At 74.5% G+C, this 16,710-nt stretch carries 9 protein-coding genes and 2 tRNA genes; 6 read left to right on the forward strand and 5 right to left on the reverse strand.

Going from position 1 to position 16,710, the window contains the following annotated elements:
• The first annotated feature begins 93 nt into the window (after positions 1 to 93).
• The 6 genes from K329_RS0105165 to K329_RS24730 all read left to right on the forward strand — a co-directional run bounded on the left by K329_RS0105165 (position 94) and on the right by K329_RS24730 (position 11,859).
• Entirely contained in the window at positions 94 to 357 is a 264-nt protein-coding gene (locus K329_RS0105165; protein WP_028472224.1) for a hypothetical protein, read from the forward strand.
• A gap of 202 nt (positions 358 to 559) precedes the next feature.
• On the forward strand, positions 560 to 4,846 hold the full coding sequence (locus K329_RS0105170) for a type VII secretion EssC family protein (protein ID WP_028472225.1): 4,287 nt from the start codon (positions 560 to 562) through the stop codon (positions 4,844 to 4,846).
• 19 nt (positions 4,847 to 4,865) lie between these two features.
• Positions 4,866 to 7,436: a hypothetical protein gene (locus K329_RS0105175; RefSeq protein ID WP_028472226.1), complete on the forward strand. Its 2,571-nt coding sequence runs from the start codon at positions 4,866 to 4,868 to the stop codon at positions 7,434 to 7,436.
• Positions 7,437 to 7,506: 70 nt separating this feature from the next.
• Positions 7,507 to 8,514 carry an AAA family ATPase gene (locus K329_RS0105180; RefSeq protein WP_028472227.1) on the forward strand — a complete coding sequence of 336 codons (1,008 nt, stop codon included), beginning with the start codon at positions 7,507 to 7,509 and terminating at the stop codon, positions 8,512 to 8,514.
• 10 nt (positions 8,515 to 8,524) lie between these two features.
• Positions 8,525 to 9,712 carry a DUF58 domain-containing protein gene (locus K329_RS24725; protein ID WP_052336370.1) on the forward strand — a complete coding sequence of 396 codons (1,188 nt, stop codon included), beginning with the start codon at positions 8,525 to 8,527 and terminating at the stop codon, positions 9,710 to 9,712.
• Positions 9,709 to 11,859, forward strand: a complete 2,151-nt coding sequence (locus K329_RS24730; RefSeq protein WP_043642032.1) for a transglutaminase TgpA family protein — start codon at positions 9,709 to 9,711, stop codon at positions 11,857 to 11,859. Before K329_RS24725 ends, K329_RS24730 begins: the two co-directional genes overlap by 4 nt.
• A gap of 79 nt (positions 11,860 to 11,938) precedes the next feature.
• Here K329_RS24730 and K329_RS29350 read toward each other — a convergent pair whose 3' ends face one another.
• From K329_RS29350 to K329_RS0105215, 5 genes are all read right to left on the reverse strand, one after another.
• Positions 11,939 to 13,768 carry a serine/threonine-protein kinase gene (locus K329_RS29350; RefSeq protein WP_028472228.1) on the reverse strand — a complete coding sequence of 610 codons (1,830 nt, stop codon included), beginning with the start codon at positions 13,766 to 13,768 and terminating at the stop codon, positions 11,939 to 11,941.
• Positions 13,769 to 13,794: 26 nt separating this feature from the next.
• Positions 13,795 to 15,270 carry a trigger factor gene (tig, locus tag K329_RS24740; RefSeq protein WP_043642034.1) on the reverse strand — a complete coding sequence of 492 codons (1,476 nt, stop codon included), beginning with the start codon at positions 15,268 to 15,270 and terminating at the stop codon, positions 13,795 to 13,797.
• Between the two features lie 46 nt (positions 15,271 to 15,316).
• A tRNA-Pro gene (locus tag K329_RS0105205) sits at positions 15,317 to 15,389 on the reverse strand.
• Between the two features lie 70 nt (positions 15,390 to 15,459).
• Positions 15,460 to 15,533 (reverse strand) — tRNA-Gly (locus K329_RS0105210).
• An 80-nt stretch (positions 15,534 to 15,613) separates the two neighbouring features.
• Positions 15,614 to 16,705 carry a PP2C family protein-serine/threonine phosphatase gene (locus K329_RS0105215; RefSeq protein WP_052336371.1) on the reverse strand — a complete coding sequence of 364 codons (1,092 nt, stop codon included), beginning with the start codon at positions 16,703 to 16,705 and terminating at the stop codon, positions 15,614 to 15,616.
• Positions 16,706 to 16,710: the final 5 nt, after the last annotated feature.

The raw sequence follows: 16,710 nt of genomic DNA on the forward strand, positions 1-16,710 counted from the left end.
TCGGGCGCACGCCGCAGCACCAGCCTCAACCCGCTTCACCAGTCACGCACACACATCTGACCCACGAGTCACGAAACGAGAAGGAGCACCGCCATGGCCATGAAGGGTATGGACATCGAGGGTGGCCGTCAGTCGGCCCAGCAGATCACCCAGGGCGCCGGCGAGCTGGAGCAGCTCACGGCCCGCCTCACCCAGTCGCTCGAGAGCTTCGAGTGGGTCGGCCCCGACGCCGAGCGCACCCGCACGTCGTGGAACTCCGAGTACCGCACCATGCTCACGCAGGTCGTCGCCCAGCTGAACGACTTCTCCACGCTGATCAACAACCAGGCGCAGGAGCAGGAGCAGGTCTCCGCCTGACCTGCCCGGCCCGGCCGACCCCGCCGGGCCGCTCGGGGGCCACCGGCATCGCCGGTGGCCCCCGTTCGCGTTCCCCGTTCGCGCACCGGTGACGTCGTCGTCCCCGCAGCGTCACCCGCGCGATCGCCGCAGGATTGAACGTCGTCATCGCGGGGTAGTCCGCACCCGGGTCCCAACCGGACGAGCGAGGAAGGAGCAGTCCGTGCAGCAGTGGACGCTCTCGCTGGCCACTCCCCCGGAGTCCGGGCTGCCGTCGGTCGACGTCGCCGTCAACGCGAAGGACGAGGCCACCGTCGCCGACCTGGCCCGCGCCTTCGGCCGCCACCTCGCGCCCCACCAGACGAACCTGATGCTCGTGCCGGTCGACGGCGGCCACCCGTGGCCCGCCGACCGCGCGGTCGCCGACTGCGGCCTGCGCACCGGCGACCTCCTCGACGTCGTCACCGCGCCCGCCTCGTGGCTCCACCGGTCGAGCTCGACAGCGCGGCCCCGCGCGGTCCTGCGGGTCACCGAGGGCCCCGACAGCGGGCAGCGCCTGCCGATCCGCTCGAACTCCCTGACGCTCGGGCGCGCGACGACCTGCACCATGCGGCTCTCCGACCCGCTCGTCTCCCAGCAGCACGTGCGCGTCGTGCTCGGCACGCGCCCCACCGTGTACGACGCGGGCTCCGCCAACGGCACCACCATCGCCGGCGAGCAGGTCACGACCGGTCGCGAGGTCGACTGGGGCACCCCGATCCGGCTCGGGCGCACCACCGTCGTGGTCGACCCGGGCGAGGTGCCGGTCGACGACACCGCCGTCTCGGTCTACCGGCCTCCGCGCTTCGGGGACCCGCTCCTGACCGAGGAGCTCGACGTGCCGCCGCCGCCCAACCGCAACCGGCCCTCGCCGCTGCCGTGGGCGATGCTGGCGCTCCCGATGATCATGGGCCTCGCGATCTTCGCGCGCTCGCGCACGTCGTACGCCCTCGTCTACATGCTCGCGTGGCCGATCATCGGCTACCTCGGCTGGCGCCAGCAGCAGCGCGCCGCCAAGCGGCAGTTCGAGGAGGAGGCCGCCGAGTGGCGCACGGACGTCGACGGCATGCTCGCCGTGATCGACGACCAGGCCCGCCGCCAGCGCGAGCAGTTCCACGACGACTACCCCGACGCCGAGACGCTGCGCACCCGCGCGGCCGGCCGCGACCCCTACCTCTGGGCCCGCAGCGAGACCCGGCAGGCGTTCCTCCACACGCGCCTCGGCATCGGCACCGTGCCGGCCATGCTGCGCGGCAGCATCAAGGAGGGCGGCGATCGACCCCTGCGCCGCGAGGTCGTGGCCCAGCTCGCCGAGCGCGACTCGCTGCCCGACATGCCGGTCATGGCCGATCTCACCGCCCACCCGCTGGTCGCGATGACCGGGGACGCCGACGCCGTCGACGGGCTGGTGCGGGCCATGGTGTTGCGCCTGGCGTTCGACCACTCACCGTCCGACCTCACCGTGGCCGGCTGCTTCGGCCGGGGTCGGGCCCACCACGAGGCGTGGCTCCGCTGGCTGCCGCACGCGACCGTGCGCGTGGGCGGCGAGCCGCCCGTCGCCGTCGGTCCCCGGGCCGCCACCGCGCTGCTCGACCACCTCGCCAGCGAGGACGGCGGTCGCGGCCACACGCTCTGCATCGTCGACGAGGACGCGGGCATCCCCCGCCGTACCGTCGAGGCGGTGGCCTCGGTGGCCGCCCAACGCAACCTCCACCTGCTCTGGCTGGGTCGCACCCGCGCCGAGGTGCCGGCGGCCACGAGCCTGCTGGTCGACCTCTCCGACGGCAGCGTCAACATCGGCGACCGCGGCGGCGTCTCCCGGATCGAGACCCCCGACGAGGTGTCGCTCTCCCGGGCGTGGCGCAGCGCACGCACCATGACGTCGTACGTCGACGAGGCCGCCGTGCTGCCCGCCAGCACCGCGATCCCGTCGGTCGTCCGGCTGCCCGAGGTGAGCGGCGACCTGGAGGACCTCGACGACTCGGGGGCGGTGCTGCGCCGCTGGGGCGCCTCGCGCGGCCTGCGTGCCCAGATCGGCACCGGCATCGACGGCACCGTCACCATCGACCTCCGCGACGACGGCCCGCACGGCCTCGTCGCCGGCACCACGGGCTCCGGCAAGTCCGAGCTGCTGCAGACCCTGATCTGCTCGCTCGCCCTCAACAACTCCCCGGAGCGCATCAGCTTCCTGCTCGTCGACTACAAGGGCGGCGCCGCGTTCCGCGAGTGCGCCGACCTGCCCCACACGGTCGGCTACATCACCGACCTCACGCCCGCCCTCGTGCAGCGGGCGCTCACGTCCCTCGGCGCCGAGATCACCGCCCGCGAGCACCTCCTCGGCGAGTACGGCGTGAAGGACCTCGTGCAGCTCGAGCGCGAGCACCCGCAGGCGGCGCCGCCGAGCCTGCTCATCTGCGTCGACGAGTTCGCCGCGCTGAACGCGGAGGTGCCCGACTTCGTCGACGGGATGGTCAACATCGCCCAGCGCGGACGCTCCCTCGGCATGCACGTGCTCCTGGCGACGCAGCGCCCGGCCGGCGTCGTGACCGGCAACATCCGCGCCAACACCGACCTGCGGATCGCGCTGCGCGTGTCGAGCGCCGACGACTCGCGCGACGTCATCGACAGCCCCGAGGCGGCGCACATCTCGCGCCGCACGCCGGGTCGTGCCTGGCTGCGTCGGACGGGCCACGGCACCGCCGAGCTCGTGCAGTCGGCCTGGACGGGAGCCCGTCAACCCATCGACGGCACCGGTTCGAAGGTGCACGTCTCGGCGTTCAGCGCCACCGCCCCGCCGCGTGCCGACTCCCCCGGGGAGGCCCGGCTCGACCCCCGCTCCGACCTCGAGCGCTGCGTGACGACGATCGTCACCGCGTTCCGGCGCTCGGGCACCCCGCCGCCGCCCAAGCCCTGGCTCCCGCCCCTGCCGGCCGAGCTGCTGCTCGACGTCGACGACCTCGCCCGGGAGGCGGGCCGCCACCCCTCCGGCCACCTCTACGTCGGCGGCATGGACGACCCGGCCCACCAGCGCCAGCCGCGCCTCGAGGTCGACCTGACCTCCGTCGGACACCTGCTGGTGCACGGTGCGTCGGGGTCCGGCAAGACCGAGCTGCTGCGCACGGTCGCGATCTCGGCCTCGGTGGGCGACGCGTTCAGCGGCCACGGCGTCGCGCCGTACGTCTACGGCATCGACTACGCCGGCGGCGGACTCTCCGCGATCGCCGGCCTCCCGACGGTCGAGGCGATCGTCGGCGAGACGCAGCTGGGGCGCGTGCTGCGCCTCGTGCGGCTGCTGCGCCGCACCGTCACCGACCGCAGCGCGGCCCTCGCCGCCCAGGGCTGCTCCGACCTCGAGGACCTGGCGCGCGCCGGGCACGTCCTCCCCCGCGTCTACCTCCTGCTCGACAACCTGCCGTCGCTGCTGGAGTCGTTCGAGAAGGCCGGCGGCCTGGCCCGCGACCACGTCGAGCACCTGCAGAACGTGCTGCAGAACGGTCGCCGCGTCGGGGTCCACGTGATCGCCACGGCCCCCGGCCGCACGGGGGTCCCGACGGCGCTGGCCGCCTCGTTCGGGCGGCGTCTCGTGCTGCGCATGACGACGAGCGACGACTACCTGATGATCGGCGTGCCCGGCAACGTCCTCGACTCCGAGACCACTCCCGGCACCGGACTGATCGGCAAGCAGATGGTGCAGGTGGCCACGACGGGCGGTGCCGGCACGCCGGTGCAGGCCGAACGGGTCCGCGAGGCCTCCGAGCTGCTGGCGCCGCGCACCGCGGGCCGCGCGGGGGCTGCCGTACCCCCGATGCCGACCCGCCTGCCCGCCAACGCCCTGCCGGCCCCGAGCGGCAGCCACGTCGCCGTGGCCGTCGACGCCGACGCCGTGGCCGTCATCGCGACCGACCTCCGGGCCGGGCCGGTGCTGGTGGCCGGGCGGGCGGGCACCGGCAAGACCAGCGCCCTCGACGGGATCGTCGAGGTGGCCCTGCGCTCCGACGCACCGCCCCGCGTGCTGCGTCCCGACGACCTGCTGACCTGCGTCGACGAGCTGGAGGCAGCCCTCTTCGGAGGCACCCCGGACGTGGACGGCGCGGGCGCGGAAGGTTCCTTCCCGTGGCTGCTGCTCGTGGTGGACGGCGTGCACCGGTGGGACACTGCTACGACGACGGACGACCACCGTGCCGCCCGGGAGCGCCTGCTCCGCATGATCGACGAGCACGCCTCACGGCTCGCGGTGGTCATGTCCGTCGAGGTCACCGAGGCCCGCAGGCCCGGGCTCGCGCCCGGGTTGGTCACGGCGATGAAGCAGCGTCGACGGGGCTTCCTCGTCCACCCCGAGTGGAACGAGGGGGACGTCTTCGGCGTCTCGGTGCCGACGAAGTCGGTGGAGCCGCTGACCGGGCCGGGTCGGGGGCTGTGGTGCGAGAACGGCTCGGCGACCGTGGCACAGCTGGTGGCCGGGAGCGAGTGACGAGGGACGGGGAACGACCATGACGCAGGAGAACGGGGCAGCCCGGCCGGGGCGCTCGCTGGGCGACCGGTTCCGGCAGGTCCTGCCCGCGCGCCTGGGCGGAGCGCCACGGTCGCAGCGCACCCGGAAGTCCCGCGGCTCGCGCGGCAGCGCCGAGCTCTCCGTCGTGGTCGTCGCCGCCTCGCTCGTCGCCGGCCTCGCGTTCGGCGAGGGACTGTCGCGCACCGTCGTCGACATCACCGACGGCCTCACCTGGGTGAGCGACGACCCCAGCGGCGAGGTCATCCAGATCAACCCCGCGACGGGCCAGCCCGAGAAGCGCCTCACCGTCGGCGCCCCGGGCGAGGACATCGAGGTCACCCAGGCCGACGGCCGGCTCTTCGTCACCAACCGCACGACCGGCGAGGTCTTCTCGCTCGACCTGGCCTCCGTGCTCGTGTCGGGCCAGCGCCGGGTCAGCGCCGGTGACTCGACCCAGATCCTGCTGCACGACGACAACGCCTTCCTCGTCGACCGCTCCACCAGCTCCATCTCCCGCATCGACACGAGCACCACCGACGCGATCGGCGAGCGCTGGCTCGCACCGGAGGGCCTCGCCGACGCCACCATCGACGGCGAGGGCTTCGTCTGGGCCATCGACAAGGTCGGCCGGCTCGAGAAGCTGCGCTGGTCCGATGACGAGCGCCGGTTCATCACGGAGCAGACCGAGACCGTCGACTACTCCGGCGACAACTCGGTGCTCGTCGGCCACCCCGCGGGCGTCACGGTCTTCGGTCCCGACGCCGGCATCGTCTTCCAGGTCGGCACCGGCAGCGACGTCGTCGCGAACGCGCCGGGCCTGCAGGGCCAGCTCGTGGCCCCCGCCTCCGCACCGGCCGACCTCGCCCCCGTCTCCTCGACCGCCACCGGCACGGTGCTCATCGTCGGCGCCAGCGAGATCCGCGAGGTCGACATGGCGAGCATCGGCTGCGCCCGCCCGGCCCGCCCGGAGGTGCACCGCAACCTCGTCTACGTGCCCTGCAACGGGGCCGGCAAGATCGTCGTGCTCGACGACAAGGGCCTTCGCGCCACCGACGACATCACCGTTCCCGGCGACCGCGACGCCGAGCTGGTCGTCGACGACGGCAACCTCATCGTCAACGTCCCCGGCTCCCAGGCGGGCCTCATCGTCCGGGCCGACGGGCGGATCGACGACCTCACCCGGTACGACGAGCGCGTGCAGCCGACCCCGATCTCCGGCGGCCGCACCACCCCGCCGCCGGTGCAGGACATCCAGGAGATCGCCGACCGCGACCGGGAGCCCCCGGTCCCGCCGGTGGACCCGCCCACGAACCCCTCGTCCGGGCCGTCCGCCAACCCCTCGAGCAATCCGCCGTCGAGCACGGCCACGCCGCCGACCGGTGGCTCGTCGGCGCCGACCGGCACGAACACGGTGCCGGCGCTGCCCCCCGGGATCCCCCCGGGCACGGGCACCGGCGCCCCTCCCGGTGTGCCGACCGGCCCGGGTACCGGCGGCACCCCCGACACCCCGGGTCCCGGGGAGCCCACCACGCCCGGCACCCCTGGCACGCCCGGCACCACCGAGCCGACCGATCCGGGCACCGTGGCACCGCCCGAGCAGGTCCAGGCGCCCGGCAACGTCACCGCGACGATCGTCTCCGAGGGCGTCGTCGACGTCACCTGGACCCACGGCGGTGTCCCGGCACTCAACTTCGACGTCTCCATCACCAACAGCTCGGTCGCGCTCACGAGCGTCGCCGGCACCGCCCGCCAGGCCCGCATCACCATCCCCATGGGCCAGTCGGTGCAGTTCGTGGTGACGGCGATCGGTGCCACCAACCGAGCCCCGTCGGCCCCGTCGGCCGCCGTCGTCTCGAGCGGACGCCCGACCGCCCCCGGCACGGTGGGCGGCAGCGTGTCGCGCGGCGCCTACAACGCGGGGTCCGTGACCGCGACGGTCACCTGGGGCGAGGCGGACGCCATGGGCTCGGCCGTCACGGGGTACGTCGTCACGGTCACCGGCGGCAACCCGCAGACCACCACCACCCAGCGCGTCGGCGCGGACGCCCGCACCGCCACCTTCACGCTGCCCTGCGCCGACACCGGCAACGAGCAGTGCGACTCCGGTGCGACGAGCGCCAGCGTGCACGCCACCAACGCGCAGGGGGACGGCCCCGCCAGCGTCCGCCAGATCGACGCCGGTGCGCCGAGCGCTCCCCGCCTGCCGGCCGGCGGACGCCAGCACGTGACCGGGGAGTCGGGCGGCAACCTGGGCCAGGAGGGCACCGGTGACGTCACCCTCAGCCTGGCGCCCGCGGCCGACTGGGCCGGCTTCGCCGGCACGTGCCGCGCCGAATCGGACCAGGGCAGCCAGCAGGTCGAGTGCGGCGCGACCTCGATCAGCTTCAACTACTCGTACGGCTACCAGTGGGCACCCTGCGGCGTCGGCAGCGGCGGCGGCAACCGCCAGATCACCCGCAACCACTCCGTCGTGTTCACCGCCGACAACGGGAACAACACCGTGCAGAGCCTCACGTACTCGTGGACCACGACCCAGATCGCGCTCTGCGACGGCCAGCAGATCCCCTGACCCGCCACGCCGGGCGTCACCCGACGACGCCCGGCCCACGTCCCCCGTCACCACCCGAGAGGACCCCCTCGTGACCGCACTCGCCGACGGCACCCGCCCGGCTGTCCCCGGCCCTCCCTCCGAGGCCGACGTCGCCGAGTTCCGGCGGCTGCACCAGCGGCTCGGGGACGCCGTCGAGCTCGCCGTGCACGGCAAGCGGGCGACGATCGACCTCGTCCTGGTCGCGGCGGTCGCGGGCGGTCACGTGCTGCTGGAGGACGTGCCGGGCACGGGCAAGACGACGCTCGCCCGCGCGGTGGCCCGCGCCCTCGGCGGGGAGATGCGCCGGGTGCAGTTCACCCCCGACCTGCTGCCGGGCGACGTCACCGGCACCACCGTGTTCGACCCCCGCAGCGGCGAGGTCCGCTTCCGGCCCGGCCCGGTCTTCTCCAACGTCGTGCTCGCCGACGAGATCAACCGCGCCGCCGCCAAGACCCAGTCGGCGCTGCTGGAGGTCATGGAGGAGCACACGGTCACCACCGACGGCGAGACCCGCGCCGTACCCGACCCGTTCCTCGTCATCGCCACCCAGAACCCCGTCGACCTCGACGGCACCTACCGGCTGCCCGAGGCCCAGCTCGACCGCTTCCTCATCCGCACCTCGCTGGGCTACCCCGACGCCGAGCACGAGCTCGACGTGCTGCGGCCCGGCAGCTCCGCGGGCCGCATCGGCGACGTACCGGTCGTCAGCTCGCCCGCCGAGGTCGCGACGGCCTCGCGCGCGCTGACCCACCTGCACGTCGCCGACCCGCTCCTGCGGTTCGTGCGCGAGATCGGCGTCGCGATCCGCACCGACCCGCGCGTGCGGCTCGGGGCCTCCACCCGCGGGCTGCGGGCCCTCGTGCGCTGCCTGCAGGTGTACGCCGCCTCCCAGGGCCGCCACTACGTGGTGCCGAACGACGTGCAGCGGCTCGCCGAACCCGTGCTGGCGCACCGCACGGTGCTCACCCGCGACGCGCTGCTCGCCGGGCACCGGCCGATCGACGTGGTGCACGAGGTGCTCGACGTCGTGCACCCGCCGCAGCCCGACCAGGGCTGAGGCCCCGCCCGTGGCTCCCCCGTCCCGGCTCGTCGCCTGCTGGCGGGCCACCACCCCGCGCGGCCGCTGGGTCGGCCTGCTCGCCGCGCTGCTCGTCGCGGCCGGCGCGTACGCGCGTTACCCCGTCGTCGTCGGCGTCGGGCTCTGCCTGCTCGGCCTGCTGGTCGCCGAGCTGGTCGCCGTGCTGCGCCCGTACGCGGTCGCCCTGCGCCGCAGGGTCGAGCCCACCGTCGTCGTGCGCAACGATCCCTGCCACGGGGTGCTGCGCGTCGCCTCGCGCCGCCGCCGCGGTCTGGCGCGGCTCGAGGCCGCCGAGCTGGTCGACGGGCGGCTCGTGCCGGTGCGGTTGCCGGAGAGCACCAGCGCCGAGGAGGTCGACGTCACCTACGACGTGCCGACGCCCCGACGCGGGGTGCTGCGCGTCGGTCCGCTGCTGGTGCGCCGGCACGGGATCGCGGGGCTGGCCACGCACTCCGCCGAGGTCGGCGAGGTGGTCGACGTGCGGGTGCTGCCCCGCCGCATCCCCGTCACCCGCATGCTGACCGGCGCCCGCCGCGCCGCCATCGGCACCGCCGACAGCCTCGACATCGGCGGCACCGACCTCGTCGGCCTCCACGAGTACACCCAGGGCGACGACCTGCGCCGGCTCCACTGGGCGACGAGCGCACGGTCGGGCACGCTGATGGTGCGCGACGACGCCGAGCCCGCCGAGCCGCACGTGTGCGTCCTCCTCGACGACCGGTGGGGCAGCTATCCGACCGAGCAGCACGCCGACCTCTTCGAGGAGGCCGTGGAGCTCGCGGCGGCCCTGTGCCGGGTCACGGTCCAGGGCGGCCACCCGCTGCAGTTCCGGGTGGTCAGCGGACGCTTCGAGGTCGACTCGCCCGGCTCCCCGTCGGGGCTCCCGCGGGCGGAGGGCACCGAGATCGAGCACCTCCTCGCCGAGATCGGCACCGTCGAGCGGGCCGGCCCCGGCGTGCACGGCTCCCGCGCCGCCGACATCGTCGTGGCGGTCTCCGGCTCGCACGCCTCCGAGTCCGAGCTCGACCTGTTCCTCGGCGACGCCCCGCGCCGCGTGCTGCTCTCCCTCGACCCGCGCCCGCTCGTCACCTCGGGCCAGTCGAGCGACCTGCTCGTGCTGCGCGGCGGCACCTCCCACAACCTCGCCGACCAGTGGGACGTGGCGGTGGACGCGTGAGCACCGTCGCCCCCGCCCGGCGCGCCCCGGTGGCTCCCCCGGCCGGCCAGCCCGACGCCCCCGCGGGCAGCGAGCGCCGGACGACGATCGCCACCCTCGTGTGGAGCGCCTCCCTGCCCGCGGCCGGGTCCTTGTCCGTCGCGCTCGCCTGGGGCGGGTGGCGGATGCCGCTCATCATGCTCGCCGCCACCGTGCTGCCGTTCGTGCTGCTGACCGTGATCACCCGGCTCGGCGTCTCCCGGTGGGCCACCGCGAGCGTGCTCGCCACCCTCCTGGTGCTGCTCGCCTACGTGCTCGGGGCCGGAGCCGGCACGACCCTGCTCGGCACGGTCCGCGACGCCATCCCCCTGCTCCTGAGCGAACCGCAGCCCCTCCCGCTGCGCGCCGACCTCGTGGTCGCGCCGCTGCTGCTCGCCGGACTGGTCTCGCTGCTGGTCGCGCTGCGCTCGCTGCGCCCGGCCCGCGTCGCGCCCCTGCTCGGCGCGCTCGTCCTGTACGGCGCGGGCGCCCTGCTCACCGGGGGCCGCGGCGACCGGATCGGCCTCGTGGCCGCCCTCGTCGTCGTGCTCGCCGTCATCGGCTGGGTCGTGCTCGACGAGACGAACGACTCGCGCCGTACGCGCCTGACGCTCATCGGCCCGGTGCTGGTGGTCGCCGTCGGGTTCATCGCGTCGTCGGCCCTCGTGCCCGCCGACCGACCGTTCGACCCGCGCTCGCGCATCGACCCGCCGATCGTGCAGACCGAGGTCTCGAGCCCCCTGCCGCAGCTGGCCGCCTGGGCCGCCAACCCCGACGTCGAGCTGTTCACGACCTCCGGCGACGTCGCGCCGATGCGGCTCGTGGTGCTCGACGAGTACGACGGCCAGGCCTGGCGCGCCGCGACCCGCTACGGGCCGCTCGGGGCCGAGGGCGGCGACCGGCTGCCCGACGGCCGCGACCGGGCCCGGTTCACGACGGCCGTGCGGGTGGCCGACCTCGGCGGCGCCTGGCTGCCCGTGCCGGGCGACCCGACCGGGCTGAGCGGCACCGAGGCGCTGGTCGACCCCCGCACGGGCACGCTGCTCGCGCCGGAGGGTGCGGCGGACGCGGAGTACGAGGTGACGGCTGTCGTCGACGCCCCGCTGCCCTCCGACCTCCCGGCGGCCGGCCTGGCCGAGGACGGCCCCGGCGTACCGGTCGAGCAGTTCCTCGCCCTGCCCGACATGCCCTACGAGCTCGCGGTCTACGCGGGCCAGGTGGTGGCGGGCACCACCACGCCGTACCAGCGGGCGGTCGCGATCGAGCGGGCCGTCCGCGGCCAGCGCGAGGTGAGCGAGTCCGCGCTGTCGGGCTCCGCGCTCTGGCGCATCGAGGACTTCCTGCTCGGCGACCCCGCGACCGTCGCCGGGGCGCAGCAGGGCACCTCGGAGCAGTTCGCGACCGCGTTCGCCGTGATCGCCCGCCACTCGGGGCTGCCGACGCGGGTCGTCGTCGGGTTTCGGCCCGGCGACGAGCAGGCCGACGGCACGCGGGTCGTGCGGGGCGAGCACGCGCTGGCCTGGCCGGAGGTCTACTTCGAAGGCCTCGGCTGGGTGCCCTTCTCCCCCACGCCCGACGAGGACCAGTTCCTCGAGGAGCGTCCCGAGCCGCAGCCCGAGCAGCCCCAGCCGGTGCCCGACCCGGAGGCGACCGAGACGCCCGCACCCGACCCCGACCCGGCCGCCGAGGCCCGTGGCGACGACGAGGACGGCACGGGCGGTGTGCTCGACGAGGGCTGGACGCCGTACGCCGCTGCCGGCGGCCTCGTGGTGCTCGTGCTCGTCGGGCTGCTCGTCGCCCGGGCGCTGCGGTCGTGGCGCCACCGGCGGCGCGGTCCCCGTGGCGCGTGGGCCGAGGTGCTCGACGGCCTCGTGCTCTCGGGGCGACGTCCGTCGGCCGCCGACTCCTCGACCCGGATCGCGGAGCACCTCGCCATGACGTACGGCGTGCCCGAGGCCCTCCGGCTGGGCAGCGACGCCGACCGGGCCGCGTTCGGCCCCGACGCAGGCGCCCCGGCGCCACGGCTGGGTGCGGCCGTGCGTCGCGTACGGCGCGCGCTGCGCCGCCAGGTGCCGTGGTGGCGCCGGTGGTGGTGGCCGTTCGACCCGCGGGTGCTCGGGCGCCGCTGAGCGCCCTGCCCGACGCGGGTCAGCGCTCGGGCCGTCAGCGCTCGGGCCGTCAGCGCTCGGGCCGTCGGCGCTCGGGCCGTCAGCGCTCGGGGACGGTCAGGCAGCGGACGTCGGAGACGCCGAACTCGCCGGTCGCGAGCGTGAGGATGATGGCGTAGCAGTAGCGGCCGCCGGTGGCGAGCGCCCCGGAGATGACGTGGCTGGTGACGCCCGGGTCGACGTACGCCTCGTAGCTGACGATCTCGCCGCCGGGTCCGGACGTCTTCGCGATGATGAAGCTGCCCTCCCCCTCGCTGGGGTCGACCCACTCCATCTCCACGTCGAGCCCGACCTGGTCGAGGCGCTGGAAGAAGACGGCGAGCTCGGGGTCGGGCGGCGCCTCGAGCGCCTCGGGGTCGAACGGGGTCGTGTCCTCGGTCGGGATCACGTCGGCCGTGGGGGTCTCCCCCGCCGCCGCGTCCTCGTCGTCGCCCCCGCGGAGCGCGGACCCGACCGCACTCAGGCCGATGCCCACGACGAGGGCCAGGACGGCGAGCCCCACGAGCACGCGCGTACGGCGCGACCGCGGCCGCTTCTCGTCCGAGGGCGCCGGGGGCGGTGTCTCCCCGCCCCGGGCGCCGCCGTCGTCGGCGGGCTGGGGCCGGGAGCCGGGCACGGGGCCGGTGCCGGTGGGCGCTGCGTCGGGCTCGACGGCCACCGGGGCGTGCGAGAGCACGGAGAGCGCCACGGGCTCGGGATCGGCGGACGGGGCCCAGCCGCCCTCGACGGGGGCGGGCGCGACGGGCGGCTGCGCGGCGACCGGGGGCTTCTCGTCGGTCGGTGCCGGGGAGGACGGTGCCGACGAGACCGGTGCCGGGGAGACCGGTGCCGGGGAGATCGGCGCGGGCGCCGCGACCGACGGCTCCTCGGCGGGCGGCTGCTCGGCGGGCGCCGTGCGGGGCGCGGTGGGTGTCGGGGACAGATCGGCGGGAGCTGCCGCAACCGGGGACGGGGTGACGGCCCGCGCCGGGGCCGCCGTACCCGGGAGCCAGGCCGTCGAGCGCAGGGCGGCGAACGCGTCGCGCAGCTCGCCGGCGCTGGGCCAGCGGTCGTCGACGGACTTGGCCAGGCAGCGGTCGATGACCGCGGCGACGCCCTCCGCCCCCTCGACGGTGAGCGGGCGGTGGGGCTCGGTGCGGGCCCGGCGGATGTAGGCGAGGGCGGAGTCCTCGTCGGGGTCGTCGCTCGCGAAGGGCGGGCGGCCGTCGAGGAGCGTGTAGAGCGTCGACCCGAGGGACCAGAGGTCGTCACCGGCCGACGGCTTCATGCCGTCGAGGATCTGCGGGGCCGCGTGGCGGTAGGTGAAGGTCTCGACCGAGGCGGTGTGCTCGGAGCCGGCCAGGCGGGCGATGCCGAAGTCGGCGAGCACCCACGAGGTCGGGAGCACGAGGATGTTCTGCGGCTTCACGTCGCGGTGCAGCACGTCGCGGCCGTGGGCGAAGGCGAGGGCGTCGGCGAGCACGTAGCCGATCTCGACGACCTCGTGCACCGGCAGCGGCCCGTGGGCCTTGAGCCGGTCGTGGACCGTGCCGGCCTCGACGAAGTCCATGACGAGGTAGGAGCGGCCGTCGTCGGTGGTGCCGATGTCGAGCACGTTGACGATGTTGGGGTGCTGGCGCCCGAGGTCGACGGTGATCTCGACCTCGCGCGCGAAGCGGGCGGTGCGGGCCTCGTCGTCGACGCCGAGCACCTTGATGGCGACGTCGCGGTTGAGGGTGACCTGGCGGGCGCGGTAGACGATCGAGTCGCCACCGCGCCCCACCACGGTCAGGTCGACGTACCCCGGGATGTTCTCCGGTCCGGTGCTCGCGACGGGCGCGGGAGCAGGCGGGCGCCATGCGCCGTCGGTCCTGCCCCCGTCACCCGTCATCGCACCTGGTTACGTCGGTCGTCCGGTCAGCTCTTCTCGGCGCCCTCGGCCTCGTCGGCCGCGGGGGCCTCGTTGGCCGCGGTGGCGTCGGCGTCGGTCGCGTCAGCCGTGTCGTCGGCAGCGGCCTCGACCGCGGCGTCGTCGTCACCCTCGGCGGCCTCGTCCTCAGGCTCGCCGATGGTGCCGTCCGGGCGCAGGTTCTTGAGCTCGACCACGTTGCCCGACGCGTCCTTCACGACCGCCGACTCGACGAGCGTCGCGAGGGCCTTGCCGCGCAGGATCTCGGAGATGAGCTCCGGGATGTGGTTGTGCTCGAACATGTGGTTCGCGAACTCCTGCGGGTCCTGACCGGACTGCTGGGCGCGACGCACGATGTGCTGCGAGAGGTCGGCCTGCTCGACGCCGAGCTCTTCCTTCTTCGCGATCTCGTCGAGCACGAACTGGGCGGCGACCGCGTCGCGGACGTTGCGCTCCATGTCGGCCTCGAACTCCTCGATGGTCTTGCCCTCGTCCTCGAGGTACTTGTCCATCGTCAGGTTCGCCATGCCGAGCTGCTGCTCGATGTTGGCGCGCTGCGAGTTGAGCGTCTCGGTGACCATGGTCTCCGGGAGCGGGATCGAGACCTTCTCGAGGAGGACCTCGAGCACCGCGTCGCGGGCGGCGGCGGCCTGCTCGAGGCGCTTGCCGCGCTCGAGGCGGGCACGCACGTCGGCGACCAGCTCGTCGACGGTGTCGAACTCCGACGCCATCTGGGCGAACTCGTCGTCGAGCTCGGGCAGCTCCTGCTCCTGCACGGCGGAGACCTTGACGGTGACGTCGACGTTCTCGCCCACCAGGTCGCCGCCCACGAGCTCGGACGTGAAGTCCTTCGACTCGCCGGCCGAGAGACCCTCGATGGCCTCGTCGAGGCCGTCGAGCATGCCGCCGCGACCGACCTTGTAGGACATGTCGGAGACCTCGGCGCCCGGGACGACCTCGCCGTCCTTGGTGGCCACGAGGTCGATCGTCACGAAGTCGCCGTCGGCGGCGGCGCGCTCGACGTCGATGAGGGTGCCGAAGCGCTCACGGAGGGCCTCGACCTGGGTGTCGACGTCCTCGTCGGTGACGGCGAAATCCTCGACCTCGGCCTCGAGGCCCTCGTAGTCGGGGAGCTCGATCTCGGGCTTGACGTCCATCTCGGCCGTGAACTCGACGAGCTCGCGGTCCTCGAGACGGGTCACCTCGATCTCGGGCTGCGTCAGCGGCTCGAGACCGTTCTCGTTCAGGGCCTCCGAGTACGCCTTCGGCAGGGCCTCGTTGATCGCCTGGTCGAGCACGGCGCCCCGGCCGACCTGGCGGTCGATGACCGCGGGCGGCACCTTGCCCCGACGGAAGCCGGGGATGTTGATCTGCTGGGCGATCGTCTTGTACGCCTTGTCGAGGCTCGGCTTGAGCTCCTCGAAGGGCACCTCGACGGTGAGCTTGGCCCGGGTCGGGCTCAAGGACTCGACGGCGCTCTTCACAGGTGTTTCTCCTCAGTCGTTCGGCAGGGATGCATCGGTTGTCTCGTCGGGGCGACAGGACTCGAACCTGCGATCTCCTGCTCCCAAAGCAGGCGCGCTAGCCACTACGCTACGCCCCGCCAAGAGGGCCCGCTCGGACCTGCCTGCGCGCATCCTGACCTGCGCAGACGGGGCCTCGTTGACCACACTTGGAGCGGATGACGGGAATCGAACCCGCGTAGCCAGTTTGGAAGACTGGGGCTCTACCATTGAGCTACATCCGCGCACACACCTCGAAGCCCCGTCCCCGGGGCCCGCGACACGCGGATGTCATCGTGCCACACGGGTCGGCACGGCCCCCAACTCAGGTGCGGCGCAGCACCAGCAGCGCGCAGTCGTCGGACGGGGTGCCCACCTCGTCGACCACGCGCTCCACGACGCCGACCGCCGGCCCGCCCGTCGCCGCCCGGGACGCGAGCTGGCGCACCGCGCCGTCGCCCGCGGGGGCGGACTCCCGGAGCAGGACCTCGCCGAGCAGGTCGATGCCGTCGTCGATGTCGACGCCGGACGCCTCGACGAGGCCGTCCGTGTAGACCACGAGCGCGTCCCCCGGCTCGAGCCGACCGCTCACGGCCGGGTAGGCGGCGTCCGGCATGACCCCGAGCAGCGGGCCGGAGAGGTCGATGCGCTCGAGGGCCTCGCCGGCGCGCAGCACGAGCGCCGGCGGGTGTCCGGCGGTGTAGACGTCGAAGTGGCCCGACCCCAGGTCGACCGAGAGGTAGACCGCGGTGGCGAAGCCCTCGCTCCAGTTCTGCCGCAGCAGGAAGTCGTTGGCCGCACCCAGCAGCTGCTCCGGTCCGACGGCGCCGAGCAGGCCGCTGAGGGCGCCCGACAGCTGCAGCGAGCGGGTGCCGGCCTTCACGCCCTTGCCCGAGACGTCGACCAGCACCACGTCGAGCCGACCCGCGCACGCGGACTCCGAGACGCAGAAGAAGTCGCCGCTGAACGGTGTGCCGTCGGCCGGTCGCACGAGCGCGTCGGCCTCCCAGCCGGCCGGCAGCTCGGGCAGGCGCCCCTGCGCCTGGATCCGGTCTCGCAGGTCGACGAGCATCGACTCGCCCTCGACGCCGCCGAGGCCGAGCCGCGAGCGGCGCATCGAGGTGGCGAAGACGAAGAGGCCGACGAAGGAGTAGACACCGACCGACGCCCAGAGCCGTGCCGAGTAGACGGGCTGGAACAGCAGCGTCACGGCGAGCACCGCCATCGCGAACACGATGAAGCGGGCGAGCTGGCGCGGTCGCAGGAACAGCGTGGAGACCACGACGGGCACCATCAGCATGTTCACGGGGAAGCGCGTGGGGGCCAGGGAGATGAGCACGCCGAGCACGGAGGTCGTCGCCACCAGCGCCACGAGGGCGCGGTTCGTCGCGAGGTAGCGGCGTGCGTCACGGCGCACGACGC

Origin of the sequence: Nocardioides alkalitolerans DSM 16699 (assembly GCF_000426525.1) — a bacterium.
GTDB classification, from domain to species: domain Bacteria; phylum Actinomycetota; class Actinomycetes; order Propionibacteriales; family Nocardioidaceae; genus Nocardioides; species Nocardioides alkalitolerans.